Annotated in this window: 22 protein-coding genes; 6 read left to right on the top strand and 16 right to left on the bottom strand. The window is 46.9% G+C overall.

Translation table 11 applies throughout. The features are described from left to right. Positions 1–5: 5 nt before the first annotated feature. The 6 genes from RH45_RS05555 (at position 6) to RH45_RS05530 (ending at position 5038) form a co-directional block, all read left to right on the top strand. Positions 6–587 carry a UPF0149 family protein gene (locus RH45_RS05555; protein WP_174263522.1) on the top strand — a complete coding sequence of 194 codons (582 nt, stop codon included), beginning with the start codon at positions 6–8 and terminating at the stop codon, positions 585–587. 181 nt (positions 588–768) lie between these two features. Next, positions 769–1221 (top strand): hypothetical protein, encoded by a 453-nt coding sequence (locus RH45_RS05550; RefSeq protein WP_008074791.1) that lies wholly within the window; start codon positions 769–771, stop codon positions 1219–1221. A 132-nt stretch (positions 1222–1353) separates the two neighbouring features. Further along, entirely contained in the window at positions 1354–2250 is an 897-nt protein-coding gene (locus RH45_RS05545) for an MbnP family copper-binding protein (protein ID WP_008074789.1), read from the top strand. Positions 2251–2255: 5 nt separating this feature from the next. Further along, entirely contained in the window at positions 2256–3419 is a 1164-nt protein-coding gene (locus tag RH45_RS05540) for a methanobactin export MATE transporter MbnM (protein WP_008074787.1), read from the top strand. Continuing rightward, positions 3416–4555 carry a porin family protein gene (locus RH45_RS05535; protein ID WP_008074785.1) on the top strand — a complete coding sequence of 380 codons (1140 nt, stop codon included), beginning with the start codon at positions 3416–3418 and terminating at the stop codon, positions 4553–4555. The genes RH45_RS05540 and RH45_RS05535 overlap by 4 nt, the downstream gene beginning before the upstream one ends. 24 nt (positions 4556–4579) lie before the next feature. Next, the gene (locus tag RH45_RS05530) at positions 4580–5038 is read left to right on the top strand and encodes a copper chaperone PCu(A)C (protein ID WP_008074783.1); all 459 of its coding nucleotides are present in this window, start codon (positions 4580–4582) and stop codon (positions 5036–5038) included. Between the two features lie 52 nt (positions 5039–5090). On the opposite strand, the gene RH45_RS05525 is transcribed toward RH45_RS05530, so the two are convergent. The 16 genes from RH45_RS05525 to cydA form a co-directional block, all read right to left on the bottom strand. Then, a complete protein-coding gene (locus RH45_RS05525) occupies positions 5091–6254 on the bottom strand; it encodes a glutathionylspermidine synthase family protein (protein WP_008074781.1) in 1164 nt (387 codons plus the stop codon). Between the two features lie 2 nt (positions 6255–6256). Beyond that, on the bottom strand, positions 6257–6826 hold the full coding sequence (locus RH45_RS05520) for a DUF1190 domain-containing protein (RefSeq protein ID WP_008074780.1): 570 nt from the start codon (positions 6824–6826) through the stop codon (positions 6257–6259). A gap of 8 nt (positions 6827–6834) precedes the next feature. Then, a complete protein-coding gene (locus tag RH45_RS05515) occupies positions 6835–7251 on the bottom strand; it encodes a DUF350 domain-containing protein (RefSeq protein ID WP_008074778.1) in 417 nt (138 codons plus the stop codon). Further along, on the bottom strand, positions 7251–8294 hold the full coding sequence (locus RH45_RS05510) for a potassium channel family protein (RefSeq protein ID WP_008074775.1): 1044 nt from the start codon (positions 8292–8294) through the stop codon (positions 7251–7253). Before RH45_RS05510 ends, RH45_RS05515 begins: the two co-directional genes overlap by 1 nt. Before the next feature lie 105 nt (positions 8295–8399). Further along, on the bottom strand, positions 8400–9461 hold the full coding sequence (gene nadA, locus RH45_RS05505) for a quinolinate synthase NadA (RefSeq protein WP_008074773.1): 1062 nt from the start codon (positions 9459–9461) through the stop codon (positions 8400–8402). 173 nt (positions 9462–9634) lie between these two features. Further along, the gene (gene ybgF, locus RH45_RS05500) at positions 9635–10417 is read right to left on the bottom strand and encodes a tol-pal system protein YbgF (RefSeq protein ID WP_008074771.1); all 783 of its coding nucleotides are present in this window, start codon (positions 10415–10417) and stop codon (positions 9635–9637) included. Between the two features lie 15 nt (positions 10418–10432). Next, complete coding sequence (gene pal / locus RH45_RS05495; RefSeq protein WP_008074770.1) at positions 10433–10960, bottom strand: peptidoglycan-associated lipoprotein Pal; 528 nt, start codon at positions 10958–10960, stop codon at positions 10433–10435. Positions 10961–10994: 34 nt separating this feature from the next. Then, on the bottom strand, positions 10995–12311 hold the full coding sequence (tolB, locus tag RH45_RS05490; RefSeq protein WP_039958244.1) for a Tol-Pal system beta propeller repeat protein TolB: 1317 nt from the start codon (positions 12309–12311) through the stop codon (positions 10995–10997). 48 nt (positions 12312–12359) lie between these two features. Continuing rightward, the gene (tolA, locus tag RH45_RS05485) at positions 12360–13433 is read right to left on the bottom strand and encodes a cell envelope integrity protein TolA (RefSeq protein WP_008074763.1); all 1074 of its coding nucleotides are present in this window, start codon (positions 13431–13433) and stop codon (positions 12360–12362) included. Between the two features lie 13 nt (positions 13434–13446). Continuing rightward, on the bottom strand, positions 13447–13890 hold the full coding sequence (gene tolR, locus RH45_RS05480; RefSeq protein ID WP_008074762.1) for a protein TolR: 444 nt from the start codon (positions 13888–13890) through the stop codon (positions 13447–13449). A 5-nt stretch (positions 13891–13895) separates the two neighbouring features. Then, entirely contained in the window at positions 13896–14594 is a 699-nt protein-coding gene (gene tolQ, locus RH45_RS05475) for a protein TolQ (protein ID WP_008074761.1), read from the bottom strand. Next, positions 14584–15003, bottom strand: coding sequence for a tol-pal system-associated acyl-CoA thioesterase (gene ybgC, locus RH45_RS05470; RefSeq protein WP_008074759.1), 420 nt, complete (start codon positions 15001–15003; stop codon positions 14584–14586). The genes tolQ and ybgC overlap by 11 nt, the downstream gene beginning before the upstream one ends. Before the next feature lie 164 nt (positions 15004–15167). After that, positions 15168–15470 carry a cyd operon protein YbgE gene (gene ybgE, locus RH45_RS05465; protein ID WP_008074752.1) on the bottom strand — a complete coding sequence of 101 codons (303 nt, stop codon included), beginning with the start codon at positions 15468–15470 and terminating at the stop codon, positions 15168–15170. After that, positions 15463–15570: a cytochrome bd-I oxidase subunit CydX gene (cydX, locus tag RH45_RS22800; protein WP_000270284.1), complete on the bottom strand. Its 108-nt coding sequence runs from the start codon at positions 15568–15570 to the stop codon at positions 15463–15465. Before cydX ends, ybgE begins: the two co-directional genes overlap by 8 nt. A gap of 12 nt (positions 15571–15582) precedes the next feature. Further along, the gene (gene cydB / locus RH45_RS05455) at positions 15583–16719 is read right to left on the bottom strand and encodes a cytochrome d ubiquinol oxidase subunit II (protein WP_008074711.1); all 1137 of its coding nucleotides are present in this window, start codon (positions 16717–16719) and stop codon (positions 15583–15585) included. A 17-nt stretch (positions 16720–16736) separates the two neighbouring features. Beyond that, entirely contained in the window at positions 16737–18323 is a 1587-nt protein-coding gene (gene cydA / locus RH45_RS05450) for a cytochrome ubiquinol oxidase subunit I (RefSeq protein ID WP_008074707.1), read from the bottom strand. Positions 18324–18467 lie beyond the last annotated feature (144 nt).

Below are 18467 nucleotides of genomic sequence, written 5' to 3'. Positions count from 1 at the left end.
CATTTATGGTATTTACATTGAGCCTACAACAACTTCTTTCCCAACCTGATCTCGAAGATAAATTGATCAACGAAGCGAAAACTCGTGGCTTCGTTGCGGCCATGGCGTGTGCACCCAATATTTTGCCGCCAGAAGAGTGGCTTCCATTCCTATGGGGTGGCGAAGAAGTCGCACCTTTTTCTGACGGTGAACAGTTTGAAACGTATGTTGAGCTGATCATTGCACTATGGAATGAGTACCGCCCAGCTCTGCTAGAGAACCGTTGGCAATGGCCTGAAGCGTGTGCGCTCGATGAAGAAGAGATCGTCAATGAAGCAACACGTGACTTCTGCGAAGGCTTACTGCAAGGTTGGCAACTTTCACGTGATGATTGGGAAACCATCATGCCAGAAGACAGCGAAGACAGCGCACTGCTTGGTGGAGTCTTGCTTTCATTGAGCATGCTTTACGATCCAGAAACGTCCGTTGCAACGCTTGCGGAGCAAGGTATGGAAGGATTAGAGCAGTTCGAAGAGATCTTTAATTCTGTTCCTATGATGCTGTGCGGCTTAACCATGCGCGGCGTTACTCTGGTTGAACACGAATAACCTCACATCAAAAAGCCGCTATCCTCTAGCGGCTTTTTAATCTTCCATAAACTCCACGAATAAAAGCCAATCAATCTCATTTAGCATTCGACACTTACATCACTGTTTTATAAAAACAATATTACAATCCCTTAATTTCTTTGTTAGTATCCGCGCCTCTTTAGGTTAATTGAATGTTGTGATGCTGAGTCAAACGAACACGCAGATAAAACAGAAAGTAATGGCGATCTACGTCATTGCCGCTCTGCTGTTCCAGCTCTATTTGCTTGCCACGCTGTCACTTAACCCGTCACAAGTCCACAACAACAACTGGCTAGCAGAAGCACAGGGTGAGAAAGTCTTACTGTGTACCGCAGACGGCTTTAAATGGGTGGACATCAACGAACTGATCGAAGATAACAACAGCGCTACGCTCGATAGCAACGAGATACACGATCCGTTGAAGTTCAGCTGTCCACTGCTGGATGTGTGCAAACTTTCTACTCTCATCATGGCCATTGTCTTGGCAGCTATCGCTTTGTGGCTATGCCGAGTCAACACCCGCAGCATTGCTTCACCTTTACTGCTTTGCCAACGTAAGTTCTATCTGTCGGTGGCTCCCAAGCAGTCTCCACCTTTGGCTTTCCTCGCTTAATTGGCCTTATCGGCCTACTTAAAAACCCTCAAAAATACAATATTCGCCGCGATGCTATGACCTCGAGGCGCTGGCTTGCGTTGCTTTTAGCCAATCGATAATACGTATGCCAGAAACAAGGAAGGAAAGTCCATGTTCAACCAATCTAACAGCTCGCAGATGATTGCGGCTTCTCTCTTCGTCGGTTTCATTGCTGGCTGCGGAGGCGGCTCTGGCTCAGATTCGCCATCAGCAGAGCAGCGCTCACTGCAACCCGTCACCTTAACCTTTAATGCCCGTGTTGGCGAACACCCAGTTGAGTGTCGTCAAATGGACAATGCACTGGCAGGCACCACGAATGTTAACCCTGAGTTTAAAGACGCTCGCCTATATCTGTCAGACATTCAACTTATCAACGACAATGGCGATAAGACCGCAGTGCAACTTGAACAAGATGGTAAATGGCAGTACCAAAATGTCGCCCTACTCGACTTTGAAACTGGCGCAGATAGCTGCGCAAACGGTAACGAGTCGATCAATACACAAATTAAAGGCTACGTCCCACAAGGAGATTACTCGGGAGTTCGCTTCACCATTGGTGTTCCGACCGAGCTGAATCATTTTGGTATCGATGGCGACGATGCGGTCTCCCCGTTGGATGTGATGGGCATGAATTGGAGCTGGCAAAACGGCCATAAACATCTGCGTTTAGATGTCTCAGGTTGGAATATTCATTTAGGCACCACAGGATGTGAAGTGCTCGACGCTGAAAACGAAATCATAAACTGCGCGACCTCTCGTCCTAATCGCCCGACTTATCAGTTTGATAGCTACAACGTTAAAGATCACACCATAGTGTTTGACTATCAAAAGCTGGTCTCAAACAGCGATATTAGCGCCAATACCGCCAATACTCCTCCGGGCTGCATGTCTTCCAGTAGCGATCCCGATTGTCAGGGCATCTTCGACAATTTAGGGCTTGATCTCGTCACAGGTCAATGCGTTGCTGATGATTGTAGCAGTGCGCAAACTTGGGTGTCAGTGGAGTAATCAATATGCCAGCAGACCTTAAGTTTGCTTTGCTGGCATTGCTCGCGATCGCATTGGTCGCGGGCTGTGGCAGTGATTCCAATTATACGGTAGATCCGCAGAGCTCAGTGAACGCGTACGGTTTCGACTATCGAACGGGCACGCTTCCTTTGCCTAAAGAGCCTGCAGAGAATCCAGCAACGGAAGAAAAGTTTCAGCTTGGTCGCCATCTATTCTATGACGTTCGATTGTCGGGCAATCAAACCATGTCGTGCGAATCTTGCCACCAGCAAGCGCTGGCTTTTTCTGATGGGGTAAAAGTGCCCACTGGCTCGACTGGAGAAGTGCTGCATAGGAACTCACAAACTCTAACCAATATCGCCTATAACGCTTCCTACACATGGGCTAATCCGATCCTCAAAGAGATTGAGCAGCAATTGGTGATCCCGCTCTTTGGTGAGTTCCCCGTTGAGATGGGCATCAACGATAGCAACCGAGAGACCATTTTACAGCGCTTTCGCGATGACGTTTTGTATCAAGAGTTGTTCAATAACGCCTTTCCCAATCAACAAGACAGTTTTACGTTCCCCAACGTGATTAAAGCGTTGGCCGTGTTTAACCGAGCTTTGATCTCCAAAGATTCGCCTTTTGACCGCGGGACAATGAGCAGCTCTGCAATGCGGGGCCAAGACCTGTTCAACAGTGAAAAGATGGAGTGTTTTCACTGCCATAATGGGTTCAATTTCAGCGACTCTACCTTGCATGACGGTTCGGTGTTTGTGTCTCGGCCCTTCTTTAATACCGGCTTATACAACCTAGACTCACAAGGCAGTTACCCAAGTGAAGATAACGGCCTGTTTAGCGTCACCCAAAACCCAAGCGATAAAGGTAAATTCCGACCACCAACGCTGAGAAACGTCGCCTTTACCGCGCCATACATGCACGATGGAAGTATCGCGAGTTTAGCGGAAGTGCTCGACTTTTATGCCAATGGCGGTCGAAACATCACCTCAGGTGACCATCAAGGTGACGGGCGCATTAATCCCAATAAGAGTGAGTTTGTTAAGGGTTTCACGCTCAGCGCACAAGAAAAGCAAGACATGTTGGCATTTCTCAGCGCCTTAAGCGACCCCGTATTCATTAGCAACCCTCGTTACGCCAACCCATTCGTTGCAGAGGTAAGCCAATGAAAGTCATAAACATCGCAACCGCTTTGTGCGCCTTTTCAAGCGTAGCAAGTGCAAACTCGATTGAACCTAACTGGCAACAGGTTAACCTCCAGTCCAATCTGTTTGCACAGTTCGGCTATTACCAAACCAGCCGGGAAGAGCCATATTCGATCCCCGGCGTGATCACTGATGCGCACGTTTCCCACCATGAACAAGGGTTGCAACTGATGCATGGCGAGTTGGGATTGTTAGCCAGCTTAGATCAGATTTTAGCGGCCAAATTAGTGGTTGGAAGTCACCACGGAGAAGCTATCGAGATTGAAGAGCTGTGGCTACAACCTTACCTTCATCAAAACTGGACACTGCGTATCGGTCGGCAGCTCAGCCCTATCGGTCTCTATAATGCGACCCATGAGCATGATTGGTCATTTTTAGATCCTACCCTAGCCCAACAGGCGTTCTTGGCTAGTCAATACCAAGATGACAGTGTGCATGTGACCTATGCGACCAATCGCCAAGACCTGACTTTATGGCTCGGCCGGGGCGATCAATTTCCTGCCCAAGCCGACTCTGCCTCTCCAGCAGCATTTGGCGCACTTTATCAGTGGTATCAACTGCGCTCGCAGTACCAGCTGACATTGGTCGCGAGTGCAGCGCAGTTTACGGCTCAGCAGAGAAGCAATCAGCAAGATGATGGACACAGCCACAAGCATACCAGCCAAACCAGTCCGATGACTTTCACAGGAGACACTCAACTAGTGAGTTTGTCTAGCCAGCTGAAATGGCAACAGCTGACCTGGGATGTCGAGTGGATGGGACAACGGCTAGACGCAAACCTGGTCGATTCTCAGCAAATCAACACCGAGCTCTCGGCCTTCCAGCAAGGGCTTTCAAGTCAACTGCGATGGCAGAATGACCAACTAGAGTTGGGACTGAGATACGACTGGCTGCACACAGATAATCAAGTCACCAACACCAGTCGAGACTTTGAACAAGCACTAGATGCCAAAGGCCTCACGCCTCAGCGCTACAGTGCCGTGGTTAACTGGCGTTTCGCTCCGATGCAGCTACTGCGACTACAAGCAAATTATGAGCAGATAGATGAGCAAAATCAGACGGCGTTCTGGCTTGTCTATCAAGGCAATTTAACTTGGTAATCTAACGATATAAGAAGGTAAATGATGAAAAAATACGCTCAACTGTTCGCCCTAGTGGCAACGCTATTTAGCACTCAGCTGTTCGCCCACGAATACACTGCTGACAGCATGCAAATCGATCACCCATGGAGCCGTGAAGCGCCGCCTAATGCCACGGTCATTGCCGGTTTTTTCCAGTTTAAAAACCTAGCGAGTAAAGACGATTTTCTAATCAGCGCTTCTACACCAATCGCCGATCATGTCGAAATTCACACGCATGAGATGGCGGATGGTGTCATGAAAATGAAGAAAATTGATAGCGTGCGCATTGGCAGCATGAAGACGGTAATGTTTGAGCCAGGGGGTTATCACTTAATGATTTTTAATCCTAAGCAATCATACAAGCAAGGTGACCGATTCCCGATGACGTTGCAATTTAAGCACGCTGGCAAGGTTGAAGTCGAATTAGCGGTTGAAGCGAACGGACACGTACACGCTCATTAAAGAAAAAGCCCCTTAGCGCTGATTCTAAGGGGCTAATCACTTTACACCTAGACTACAAAATCACGTGAGGAATGTAGCGCGCCATATCTTGGGTCACTAATGATGCGTCTTCCCGAATTGAAATACCCGCCGCGCGATCATTAACTAACCAACTGCCAACTAAGGTGTGGTTGTCACCAAACTTTGGCAGTGGCGCGTATTGCTGAACAATCGATAAGTCAGATTGGTAAGGCCCATCCGTCTTAACCATTGAACGCCCCTCTCTTACAATCTCGATGTTCGCCCCCTCGCGGGAAAACAGAGGTTTAATCACATAGTCTTTGAGTGTTGCCGCCTTAGCATCATCACTAAAATAGGCGGGAAGCAAATTGGGGTGGCCTTCAAACTCTTGCCACAATAAGGGCAGCAAGGCTTTGTTGGATAGAATGGACTTCCACATAGGCTCTAACCAGTTCACATTCGCCGTCGCTAAATGAACCGAATAAGGATCCTCAAACATAAACTCCCAAGGGTAGAGTTTAAACATCCAACGAATTTCACGATCATTGCTGTCAACAAAGTGGCCTTGTCGGCTGACGCCGATATCTTCCACATAAACAAATGCCGTCTGTAAGCCCGCCTCTTTGGCACAATCCTCTAAATATTGAACGGTCCCTTTGTCTTCTTCGGTGTATTTGCAGCAACTAAAGTGCAGTACCTGCCCCGGCTGCAGCGTCGCGATCTCTTTGAAACGCTCAATGAGATAGTCTTGCAAGATATTGAACTGGTCTGCACCACGAGCCATGTCACCACGATTAACGACATCTTCGAGCCAGACCCATTGCCAAAACGCGGTTTCGAATAAACTCGTTGGCGTATCGGCATTGTTCTCATACAGCTTGGCAGGGCCACTACCGTTATAAGCAAAATCCAATCGCGAATAGAGTGACGGCTCATTACGCAACCAAGAAGCTCTGACTTGATCCCACATAGCTTCTGGGATCGCGCAACGACGCATCAACTGCTCATCACGTAGAACTTTGTCGACAATGGATAAGCACATTTGATGGATTTCTTCCGTCGGTGCTTCAAGATCTTGCTCAATTTGCTGCAGATTGAACTGATAGAACGCAGACTCGTCCCAATACGGCTTATCGTACATTGAATGAAAGCCAAAACCGTATCTTTGTGCGAGCGCTTTCCAATCGGGTCGCTCTTTTATTTCACGGCGTAACATGCTTATCCGCCACGACTGGATGAAACGGCCTTACCGAAGCCACCACGCGACATCGCGCTGCCGATAGTTCCACCACCTTTACGTAAACTGTTACTCGTCATGGTCACTGAACGAACTCGGTGTGAACCAAAGAATTGACCAGAGCCAGAGTAGTAGCCTTTTTTAAATCGGTACATCGGCTGAGAATAATAACGCTTTTTGTAGCCATCAAAATCATCGAGATCGGTTGTGTAGTAATAGCCACTCATACGCGGAAGATACGCGAAATAGCGCGAGCTGTAGTAACAATCGTCTTCACGAAAATCGTACTCACATTCACGCTCTGTTTTGTACTTCGGTGCGCTGCGCTCTGCTTCTGCTACCGCTTCTTGATAGGCTAACTCACATTGCTCAGCTTGCTCTGGGTTATTGTTCTTACACTCGTTATCGTCTAAATAAATCGCTCCCTCAGTTTCTGATTCGTACTGAGAAAAGAACATAAACGCGCTAAACGCGCCAAACATAACAAATGGGAACGCTTTGCCGAGCGATTTCTCCATTGAGGGGCGTTGAACATTAGAACTGCGTTTCATCTGACCTCCTAGTAAGACATGCACGCAGCGTTCAAAACGCCAATCGACACAGAGACTGTCGCTAGCACAATACCTGCTGGCAGCTCATCGTTCTCTACACGTTCAGCAATTTTCGGTACTAGAACAAAACGAACAATGCCAAACGCAATCATCTGGGCAAACATGGCAACCAGCCCCCACACAGCAAAATCTAGGATACTGACTGAGTTTTTCGCAGCACCAGCAATCGCCAAGCAGTAACCTAAGAAAGCACCACTTAACGCAATGGCTGCCGTGGTATTTTGCTGCTCTTTAATCAGCTTCCACTCATCATATGGAGTTAAACGGATGTAGATAAATTTAAACGCTAATACAAATACAATTGATAACGCAAAGTAGAGAACAAAGTTTGGGAAGCCTGATAAAAGGCCAGCTAACGTTTCCATTATTTTTCCTTGTGCATGGAAGTCCAATTAAATTTTTCGATACGCTCGTCTGCGATGTAGAACAGCTTACTACCCGCAGGGACGACCCGCTCTAAATCTGGGTTAAGCTCAATACCCTGACCAACATCAAATGCGATCAACGTGGCTTGATAGTGTTTCTTAATGAATGCAAATACCGTTTCTACCGTCGTTTCTGCTTCGCTTTGCGGATAGACGGTCGAATATTGTGTCATACCTCGTGTCGACGCTAGCAACTCTTGGTGCAACGCACTTGAGCCAGGATCGACCGCCGATTTCGCCAGCATTTCCGCCCCGACCGCTGGAATACATTCGGCTTGAGGACAATGCTGGCTTAGCAAATGGCCAAGGGCATCGTCTTTAAAGTAAGCAAGTAAGTGCGCATTGGGGTTGATATTGGCACAGTACAAGGCAGCGGAAAGGGTAATATCATCTTCTAGGTTATCGACAATGATGCAACTGGCCCCGCCTACGTTAGCCAGCTTCATTTGTTGGCTATCGGTATAGCTGGTGACTTTAACGAAGTTGATTTCTCCCGGTAACGGGTTTTCAATGTCAGAACGACTGCAAAGCACTATAGGTCGTTTACCTTCTTCTTCATGCTGCAGCATACGAATTAAGTGAGTCGTACGTGAACCGTTCCAACCCAACAGCAAAATATGATTTTCCACCCGAACTCTCCGTTTACCTAATATACCTGCACGCCAATACTCAATGGCCCCACTCGCAACTCGACCCAGCATCGCTGCAAACAGGCTAAGCCCGCCAGGAATGATGAACAAAACAACCACCCAGCGTCCAAAATCGCTGCTTGGTGACAAATCGCCGTAACCTACCGTCGATGCGGTGACCATCATGTAATACGCAAAGGTAGACACGCTGTCTGTTAACGCGTGTTCCCCGGCACTGACCAACAATAGCCATGACGCAGCAACGTAAAACAAGCTCAATAGAATTAAGTTTCTATTGCTCAGTCTAAATACATGCGACTTAAACCATTTTTTTACAAACAACCATACGGCCATAATTACACCCTATGCATATAAAGCCACTGAATATAAAGTAAAAACGACATATAAAAAAACCAGCTAAATTAGCTGGTTTTCGAAATGTGATAGCAATCACCGATTTTACGCATTTCCTTTCACTTGCATGTTGAGTTGCTCAGCGAAATCTAGCATTCGGTTTAATGGAATCAATGATTTAACACGAAGTTCTTCATCAACAAAGATTTCGTGCTCTTTACCACCATCACGCAAGGCTGCTTCAATGGCTTTAAGACCATTCATTGCCATCCACGGACAATGAGCGCAGCTACGACAGGTTGCACCCGCACCTGCTGTTGGCGCTTCAATCAGCTCTTTCTCAGGCACTAGCTGCTGCATTTTAAAGAAGATGCCTTTGTCCGTCGCGACGATCATCTGCTTATGTGGAAGCTCTTTTGCCGCCTTGATAAGCTGACTCGTAGAACCCACCGCGTCTGCTAACTCAACCACGCTTGCAGGCGATTCGGGATGGACAAGAATAGCCGCTTCTGGGTAAACCGATCTCATCTTACGCAGTGCGTCGGCCGAAAACTCATCATGAACGATACATTCGCCTTGCCAAAGCAGCATGTCTGCACCGGTTTTGTTCGAGATGTAAGAGCCAAGGTGACGATCTGGCCCCCAAATAATTGGCTTATCTTCAGCGTCAAGGTGTTCTACGATCTCAAGCGCAATACTAGAGGTTACAACCCAATCGGCGCGCGCTTTTACCGCTGCTGAAGTATTGGCATACACCACAACGGTGTGATCAGGGTGTGCATCACAGAACTCAGTAAACTTATCCGCAGGACATCCTAAATCAAGCGAACACTCCGCTTCCAATGTTGGCATCAAAATGCGTTTTTCTGGTGTCAGGATCTTTGCAGATTCGCCCATAAAGCGAACACCACCAATGATCAGCGTGCTTGCAGGGTGACGGTTACCAAACTTCGCCATCTCTAACGAGTCACCAACAAAACCACCCGTCTCTTCAGCTAGGGCTTGGATTTCAGGATCCGTGTAATAGTGGGCGATTAAAACCGCGTCTTTCTCTTTCAGCAGCTTTTTAATTTTCGCGATATACGCTTGCTTTTCATCGTCTGATAGAGGGACTGGTTTTGGAGGAAATGGGTATACAGTATCGATTTTGTCTAAAATGTGGCTCATTGCTCTTGCTCTACGCAACTTCCAGTAATCCGAGTATTGTAACCTCAACTGATTCCAAGATGCCAGTGCAGACGGGAATAATAGCGGGTTTGATAATGAACTTGAGTCTAGAGGTAAGGCAATGACTGAATGTGAGAGACAAAAAAGGAGTGACGCATCACTCCTTTTAATCGTTACTTTTTAATGCGCTCTTGCGCAAGTTTAGCGGAAGCACTGCTTGGATATTCATCCAAAACTTGTTGGTAGTACTTATTTGCTTGAGCGGCGTTGTTGTTTCTGCCGGCAATATCACCTAGCTTGACCAACGCGTCAGCACGCTTGTTGGATTTCTTGTAAGACACCACAGCCGCGAAGCTTTTCACCGCCTCTTTGTCTTGCTTCTTAGCAAAATAAAGCTGCCCTAACCAGTAATGAGAGTTAGGCGTGAATGAGGAATCCGGATAATCCTTTTGGAACTGCTGGAACGCCGCAATCGCACCGGTGTAATCGCGTTTTTTCAGAATCAGGTCCACAGCATTTTGGTAGGCTGTTTGTTCGTCTGCATTTGAACTGAAGGTACCACCCGCTGATGGTTTGGTGTCGCCGTCGGTAGTGCTAGCAGCAACGGGCGCTGCAGTCGCTTGACCACGAACCTTATCTAATTCGATGAACAACTCACGTTGACGATGAAGCATTTGCTGCATGTCATAGTTGTTTTTTTCCAACTGGCCGCGCAAATCACTGATTTCCAGCGCCATTTCATCTAGCTGCTGCTGCATTTGCAGTTGGACACGGTTGCGGTTTTCTAACAGACGCTCAAGGCGCTGTACATCCGTTTCGTTTGAACGAACTGAAGAAGAAGTTGAAGCAGAGTTACTGCCCCCAAGATCAGATACTGGAGCTGGTGCAGCGAGCACGGAGCTCGCTGCACTTGCCAGTAACGTAAGCGTAACTACGCGCTTTAGGTTACTGAACATAAGGATATCCCTTAATTAGTATACTAGAACAGCACGACGGTTCTTAGCGTACACATCTTCATCTTGACCCAGTAGAAGAGGTTTCTCTTCACCGTAGCTAACGATTGAAATTTGGTCCGCTTGAACACCTAGTGCTTGAAGGTATTTTGCAACAGCTGTAGCACGACGCTCGCCTAGTGCGATGTTGTACTCAGGAGTACCGCGCTCATCTGCGTGGCCTTCAATTGTTACTTTCAACGCTGGGTTTTTGCTTAGGTATGCTGCGTGTGCTGCTAGCATTTCTTCGTAATCGCCTGCGATAGTTGCGTTATCGAACGCAAAGTAAATAGTCTGAGTTTCGCGTAGCGCTTGCTCTTTTAGCTCTTGCTCAGTAAGTAGACCATTTTGATCGATTGGTGATACTACTGTGCCCTCCGCTGTTTGAGATTGGTTCGTTTCTGTAGAACCAGAAGCGTTCGCTGCGTCATCGCTTGAACTACAAGCAGTGATGGCTAGAACTGGTAGCGCAATGAGTAGCCCTTTAAGAACTTTGTTTAGTCGCATTGTTATATTTTCCTTACTTATTGATACTTACTTGCTACAAAAACGGTGACCATGCAGGCGCACGAACTCGTCCATTTGTTGCCGGTAATCGAGCTTTAAAGCGTCCATCTATTGAAACCATCGACAATACGTTTGTCTTGTTATAGATAGAGCTATAAATAACCATCCCGCCGTTTGGCGCAATGCTCGGAGACTCATCAAGCAGAGTCTTCGTTAAAATCTGTACAGCACCTGTTTCAAGATCCTGCTTTGCGAGGTTAAAACCTGAATTACTACGGTTAACCATCACTAGGAATCGGCCATCAGGGGTAATTTGACCACCCAAGTTCTGACTGCCTTGCCAAGTGAGTCGCTTCGTCTCGCCATTTGCTAATTGCACTTGATAGATTTGAGGGCGTCCACCGCGATCCGACGTAAAGATAAGGGATTTACCATCCGGATGCCAATACGGTTCGGTATTATTTGAACGGCCACGTGTAATTTGGGTCAATTTTCGCGTTTTTAGGTCCAAAGTGTACACCTGAAGGCTACCAGTTTTTGATAACACTAGCGCTAACGTATTGCCATCAGGAGAAAATCTTGGCGCACCATTGTGACGTGGGTATGACGTTACCTTTTCTTGCTCACCGGTGTAGATGTTCATGATGAAGATTTCAGCTTGGCCGTTTTGGAAACTAACATAGGCAAGTTTCTGACCGTCTGGAGACCACGCAGGAGACATTAGCGGCTGTTTCGAGCGTAAGACCAAACGCTCATTGTAGCCATCGTAGTCTGAGACACGAAGTTGATATGGATACTTCTTGTCTTTGTCATTCACGACAACATAAGCGATACGTGTTAAGAAAGCACCACGCTCGCCTGTGAGCTCTTGATAGACAAGATCGGAAATACGGTGAGCGTATTCACGTAGACGTTCGCCAGGAACCGTTGCACGCTTGTTGAACAGCACATGGTCCTTAGAAAGCACTAGCTGACCATCAGTACTGAGTGCCTTGCTTTGCCCTTGTGTTAACTGACCACGTATCACATCAACCAATTGATAGTTAATGACATAGTTACCTTCTGCATTTTGCGTAATGGTACCAGTGAGTAGCGCATCAACCCCAAGCCCAGTCCAGGCATCGAAGTTTACTTCCGTTTCATTGTAAGGCGTTTGTGGCATTTTGCTGGTTGGAACCGGGCTAAACTTACCACTGCGCTGCAAGTCTGATGCAATGATTGCCGAGACGTCTTGTGGCAGCTTACTGGTTCCTTCCCATTTAAACGGGACGATAGCAATAGGACGAGCTGAGTCGATACCATCAGTAATCACCAGTTCCAGTGCCGCATTGGCAACCTGAAACGCGCTCATCATAGTGAGTATAAATCCAATTATTAGTCGCTTTAACACAGCTTTTCCTTATTTCTGAGGTACTACGGTTAAATTGATATCTTTTAACTTGCTGACCAAATCTTGATCTTTAGGTAAAGGGAAAGTACCTACTTGAGCAACAGCGCGTTTGGCTGCTGCACATAAGCGACTGTCACCATCTAAAATACTAAGATTACCCACGATTGCCCCTGCGCCCGTTGGAATTAAGCGCAAGTTAACTCGACATGACTTTCCCCGAAAGCTGTCCTCGATAAGCAAGTTTTGTTGAATCAGTTGAACATAAATAGCGCCATAACGATCAGCTTCGCTATTTAAAAACTGACTCCGGGCAGAGCTGTTTTGCTCAGATTCGGTTTCTAAACCAGCAAAGATGTCATTGAGTGCCGCTTCTTGCTCTTTACGTTCACGCTCTAGCTTTTCTAAACGCTCTTTCTCTTTACGAGCCTTTTCAGCAGCCTCGGCAGCCGCTTTCTCTTTAGCGATGCGCTCTTTTTCTGCCTTTTCAGCGGCTTCACGCTGTTTACGCGCTTTTTCTTCCGCTTCTTTGGCCGCTTTCTCTCGTGCTACGCGTTCTTGCTCCGCCTTGGCTATCGCAGCTTCTTTCGCTAAGCGCTCCTGCTCCGCTTTCTTCACGGCCTGCTCTTTGGCTTTACGTTCTGCTTCTAATTTGGCGGCACGCTGTTTTTCTTGCTGGGCACGTTGCTCTTCCGCTTTACGCTCTTTCTCTTTGGCAATGCGGCGTTTTTCGGCTTCACGCGCAGCTTTAGCTTCCTTGGCTTGCTGCTCTTTCAGTTTGCGAATACGTTCTTCTTCCGCTTTACGACTCTTCTCTAATTGCTCACTTTCGCGACGCAACTTATCCAATCGGTCTTGCTCTTTCTTCGCCGCTTCTTGGCGTTGATTGCGGATCTGCTGCGCTTGAGCACGAACAGCCGCGGGATCAATAACCACGGCTTGTACAGTTTGTCCCGCAGGTTTAGGGTCAGACATTGTAAAATCTGCCCCCCAAATAAGCGCAACAATCAAAAGCACATGCAAGGAAGCCGATATTGCTATCGGCTTGGTGTAATCACTTCTCTTTTTAGGCTTAATTTCTTTCATACACTAAGAACACTTATTCCTTAATGTCTGTCAGCAAGCCCACTTTGGGAATGCCCGCTTGACTCAATTCGTCTAAAACTAGCACTACCTCAGCATAAGGTGTTGCTGCGTCGCCACCCACTGCAACTGGAGATTCAGGCTTTAACGATAATTCAGCTTTTACGCGCACGATAATGTCTTGCAAAGATAGACCGCGCATCACTTCTTCATCATTCACACTTAAACCTAAGTTTCCATCGCGATCGATTTCGACAATGATAAAGCTAGCGTCGCTATCGCCAGCCAGCTCAGAGGCAGGTTTGGCCGTTGCCGTTTTCGGGAGTTCAACATCTACCCCTTGGGTGACAAAGGGAGACGTCACCATAAAGATGATCAACAACACTAGCATAACGTCGATATAAGGAACGACGTTAATCTCTGCGGTCATTTTTCTCTTTTTGCGTTGATAGCCCGCCATGACTTCTATTCCTTGTGCGAGCTGTCGCGTCCAGCCATCGCTTGACGATGCAGGATACTGTGGAATTCTTCAGAGAAGGTAGCGTAGTTGTGCTCAAGTTTGCCCACTTTGTTGCTCAGGCGGTTGTAAGCCATTACTGCTGGAATCGCAGCAAATAGACCCATTGCCGTCGCGACAAGTGCTTCCGCGATACCTGGAGCAACCATCGCCAGTGTTGCCTGTTTAACTTCACCCAATGCGATAAAGGCATGCATAATGCCCCAAACGGTACCAAAAAGGCCGATGTAAGGGCTAATTGAGCCTACCGTCGCTAAGAAAGGCAGGTTGGTTTCTAGCTCATCAACTTCACGTGCAACCGCAACGCGCATTGAACGGCCCGTACCTTCCATAATGAAATCTGGGGAATCACTGTTAGATTTACGTAGACGTGCAAACTCGGTAAAACCTGAGTAGAAAATCTCTTCGGTACCCGCGAGCTCGTCTTTTCGCTTTTGAGCTTTTTGGTAAAGTACAGCCAAATCCGTACCTGACCAGAATTTATCTTCGAACGCTTCCGCGTCTTTTGCAGCTTGCGACAATACCTTGCTGCGTTTAATGATCATTGCCCAGGAGGCAATAGACATACCTAACAAGGTTAACATCACCATTTTTACTAACAGACTTGCTTGTAAAAACAGGTCAAGCATTGAAATTTCAGCGGTCACTACGAGTAAACTCCATAACTATTGATTGAGGAATCGCTTTCGGCCTCATTTTCTCATTATCGATACATGCTACCTTAACCATTGCCTTACACAATGTTTTGCCAGCAGGATTGACGATCTCCTGACAGAAAGACAGCGATGCTCTTTTTAGTTCAGCGATGTATGTCTTAACGGTTAATTGGTCGTCAAGACGAGCGCCTTGCAGAAAATCTATATCCATGTGTCGGACTACAAAACCAATGTTTTGTTCCAAAAGAGTGTGCTGAGAAACGCCAACTGTGCGTAATAGCTCAGTTCGTGCGCGTTCAAAGAACTTTAAGTAGTTTGAATGGTAAACCACTCCACCTGCATCGGTATCTTCGTAATAGACGGTAACTGGCCAGTCGAAAATCACTTGTTCTTGTTGCACAACGAACCTCTTTTAACTCTTTGAAGGGCTTTACTATAACGCAACTCGTCATAGTATTTGCAAGGGATAATGATGCTTTTCAAGGATTGAAACAAAAAAATAGCGCCGACAGATTATGTCGGCGCTATTTCGATAAAGAATCGTTTAGATCTTAACCAATTGGGTTATATCAACCTAAGCACGGTCAGATAGATAAGAATCGACAGCGAAAAGTATGGGCTAAACAATACCTGCCAATACCAGTTACGCGGCTTGAAACTCAACCCAAAAATCATACTTGAGCATATTGCCCAGATCAGCATAGGTGAGATGACAGCGTTAAACCCGCCAATAGACTCAGAGTAAAGCTCTGGGTCCCACATCACCATTGCGACATGGTAAAAACCTAGGACGAGAGATAAGACCCTAAACAGAGTCTTATCTAAAGGCGCATGTAGCTTAGCTACCTGCTCAGCGAGATTACTCACTGTCTTTATCCATCATTTCAGAGTGCTCTAACCAAAGAGCGTTGATGATACCGAATGCACAAGCGAGTAGCACACCCAGAATCCATGCGAAATACCACATAATTAATACTCCTTAGTAAGCTGAAACGTCGTTATCTTCGATATGTTTCTTATCAAGACGACCGAACATTTTGTAGTAAGTCCAAGTCGTGTAACCAAGAATCACAGGTACCATTACCGCAGCTACTGCCGTCATCAGACCAAGAGTTAACTCACTCGCCGTTGAATCCCACATGGTTAGACTGTGGTTTGGCATTAGGCTTGAAGGCATCACGAATGGGAACATCGCGAAACCAGCCGTCAAGATTACACCAGCGTTAGCCAAGCTTGAGAAGAGGAAAGCAAAACCGCCACGCTCAAAGCGAGATGCCAATACAGCAAGTAGAGGCATGAACACGCCTAAGACCGGTGCTGCCCACATTGCTGGGTATGTTTCAAAGTTTCTCATCCAAGCGCCCGCTTCTAGAGCCACTTCTTTGTTAAGCGGGTTAGAATCCGCCATAGTATCGATTGTGCTTGTAATCACGTAGCCTTCAATCGATTGGATCCAGAAACCACCAGCAACAAACAGAGCCACAACAACCAGACCTGCAATCTGTGCGACGTTACGTGCACGGACGTGAAGATCTTCAGTGGTTTTCATTTGTAGCCATGTTGCGCCTTGAAGGACAAACAACATCAGGCTTAGCACCCCACATAGCAGCGCAAATGGGTTTAGTAGTGCAAAGAAAGAACCTTTGTACTCAGACATCAGCAGATCGTTTAGCTCAAACGGCACGCCTTGTAGCAGGTTACCAAACGCCACACCAAAAATGACTGGCGGTACAGTACCACTGAAGCACAGTGCGTAGTCCCAAGCTTTACGCCATTTAGGATTTTCAATCTTCGAGCGGTAATCTAGAGCCAGTGGACGCAACCATAGAGCAGCAAGCGTCACGTACATGGCTAGGTAGAAACCTGAGAATGACGTTGCGTACACGAGAGGCCATGCTGCGAATAGCGCACCACCAGCCGTGATCAACCAAACTTGGTTACCATCCCAGTGCGGTGCGATCGTGTTCAGCATGATACGACGCTCAGTGTCACTTTTACCGATAACTGGTGTCAGCGCGCCGACACCTAAATCAAATCCATCAGTTACGGCGAAACCAACCATCAGAACACCGATCAGTACCCACCAGATGAATCGTAAGATTTCGTAATCAAACATTTTCGTTTCTCCTTGCCTTACGCTTCTACTTGGCGACTAACTTTGTCTTCTACAGAGTCAGCGTTTTGCTCAAAGTGGTAGCGACCTGTTTTCAGGCTGCTAGGACCTTTACGAGCAAATTTCACCATTAGGTATACTTCTGCAATTAGGAACACTGTGTATAGCGCTAGGATTGCGAATAGCGAAGTCCAAAGCTCTGCTACTGTCAGTGCAGACGCAGCAACGTGAGTTGGTAGAATTTCACCTACAGCCCATGGTTGACGACCGTATTCAGCGACAAACCAACCGGCTTCGATAGCGATCCACGGTAGCGGAATACTAAATAGCGCCGCTTTAAGGATCCACGGTTTCTGCTCGATCTTCTGACGACATGTTTGAACAAACGCCGCGCCGAATACAAATAGCATGATGAAGCCACACGCAACCATGATACGGAACGACCAGAATAGTGGCCAAACCGTTGGAATAGAGTCATCCGCAGCAGCTTGAATTTGGTCTTCTGTCGCGTCTACCACTTTGTCTGTGTAGCGCTTCAGTAGTAAGCCATAACCGAGGTCACCTTTCACTTCATCGAAGGCTGCCATGTTTTCTGCAGATTTGTCACCAGCACGAAGCTTCTCTAGCAATTCGTACGCGTACATACCTGTGCGGATACGATCAACGTGCTCTTCTCGAAGATCACGCAAACCCGTTACCTGCTCATCGAAAGAACGCGTCGCAATAATACCCATTACGTAAGGGATTTTAATTGCGTAATCGGTGTGCATTGTGTCTTGATTTGGTAAACCAAACAGAGTGAATGCTGCAGGCGCTGGCTCTGTGTGCCATTCAGCTTCAACAGCCGCTAGTTTCACTTTCTGTACTTCACCTAGCTCGTAACCAGACTCATCGCCCAGTACGATTACAGAAAGGATAGCTGCCATACCAAATGACGCAGCAATAGCAAATGAACGACGAGCGAATGCGATGTCACGACCTTTTAGCAGGTAGTAAGAACTGATGCCTAGAATGAACATTGCGCCAGTCGTGTAGCCTGATGCTACTGTGTGAACGAACTTAACCTGAGCAACTGGGTTAAGGACAACCTCTGCAAAGCTCACCATTTCCATACGCATGGTTTCGAAGTTAAATTCGGCACCTACTGGGTTTTGCATCCAGCCATTTGCGACCAAGATCCAAAGTGCTGAGAAGTTTGAACCTAGAGCAACAAGCCAAGTGACTACTAAGTGCTGACGTTTAGATAAGCGATCCCAGCCAAAGAAGAATAGACCAACGAAGGTTGACTCTAAGAAGAAGGCTACAAGGGCTTCGATCGCGAGTGGCGCGCCGAAAATATCACCTACGTAATGAGAATAGTACGACCAGTTAGTACCAAACTGGAATTCCATGGTTAAGCCAGTGGCTACACCAAGGGCGAAGTTAATACCGAAAAGCTTACCCCAGAACTTTGTCATGTCCTTGTAGATTTGCTTATCCGTCATTACGTACAGAGATTCCATGATGGCTAAAAGGAAGGCCATACCTAGAGTCAATGGTACGAAGAGGAAGTGATACATCGCTGTCATTGCAAACTGCAATCGCGACAGATCAACTACATCAATCATGTTTACTCCTATGTGTCGGCTGAAGACACTCTCTACATTGTTTCTTGCATAAGTAAGCGTTGAACAAACTTTAACATTGTTACCAAAGGGCAGCATGTTGTTGCAAAAATGTACCGTAACGGTTAGTTAATTGTTAAGCACCAG

It is taken from the genome of Vibrio sinaloensis DSM 21326, from assembly GCF_000189275.1.
Classification (GTDB): domain Bacteria; phylum Pseudomonadota; class Gammaproteobacteria; order Enterobacterales; family Vibrionaceae; genus Vibrio; species Vibrio sinaloensis.
Note: the sequence above shows the minus strand (reverse complement) of the source record. Positions and strands in the feature narration are given on the sequence as shown.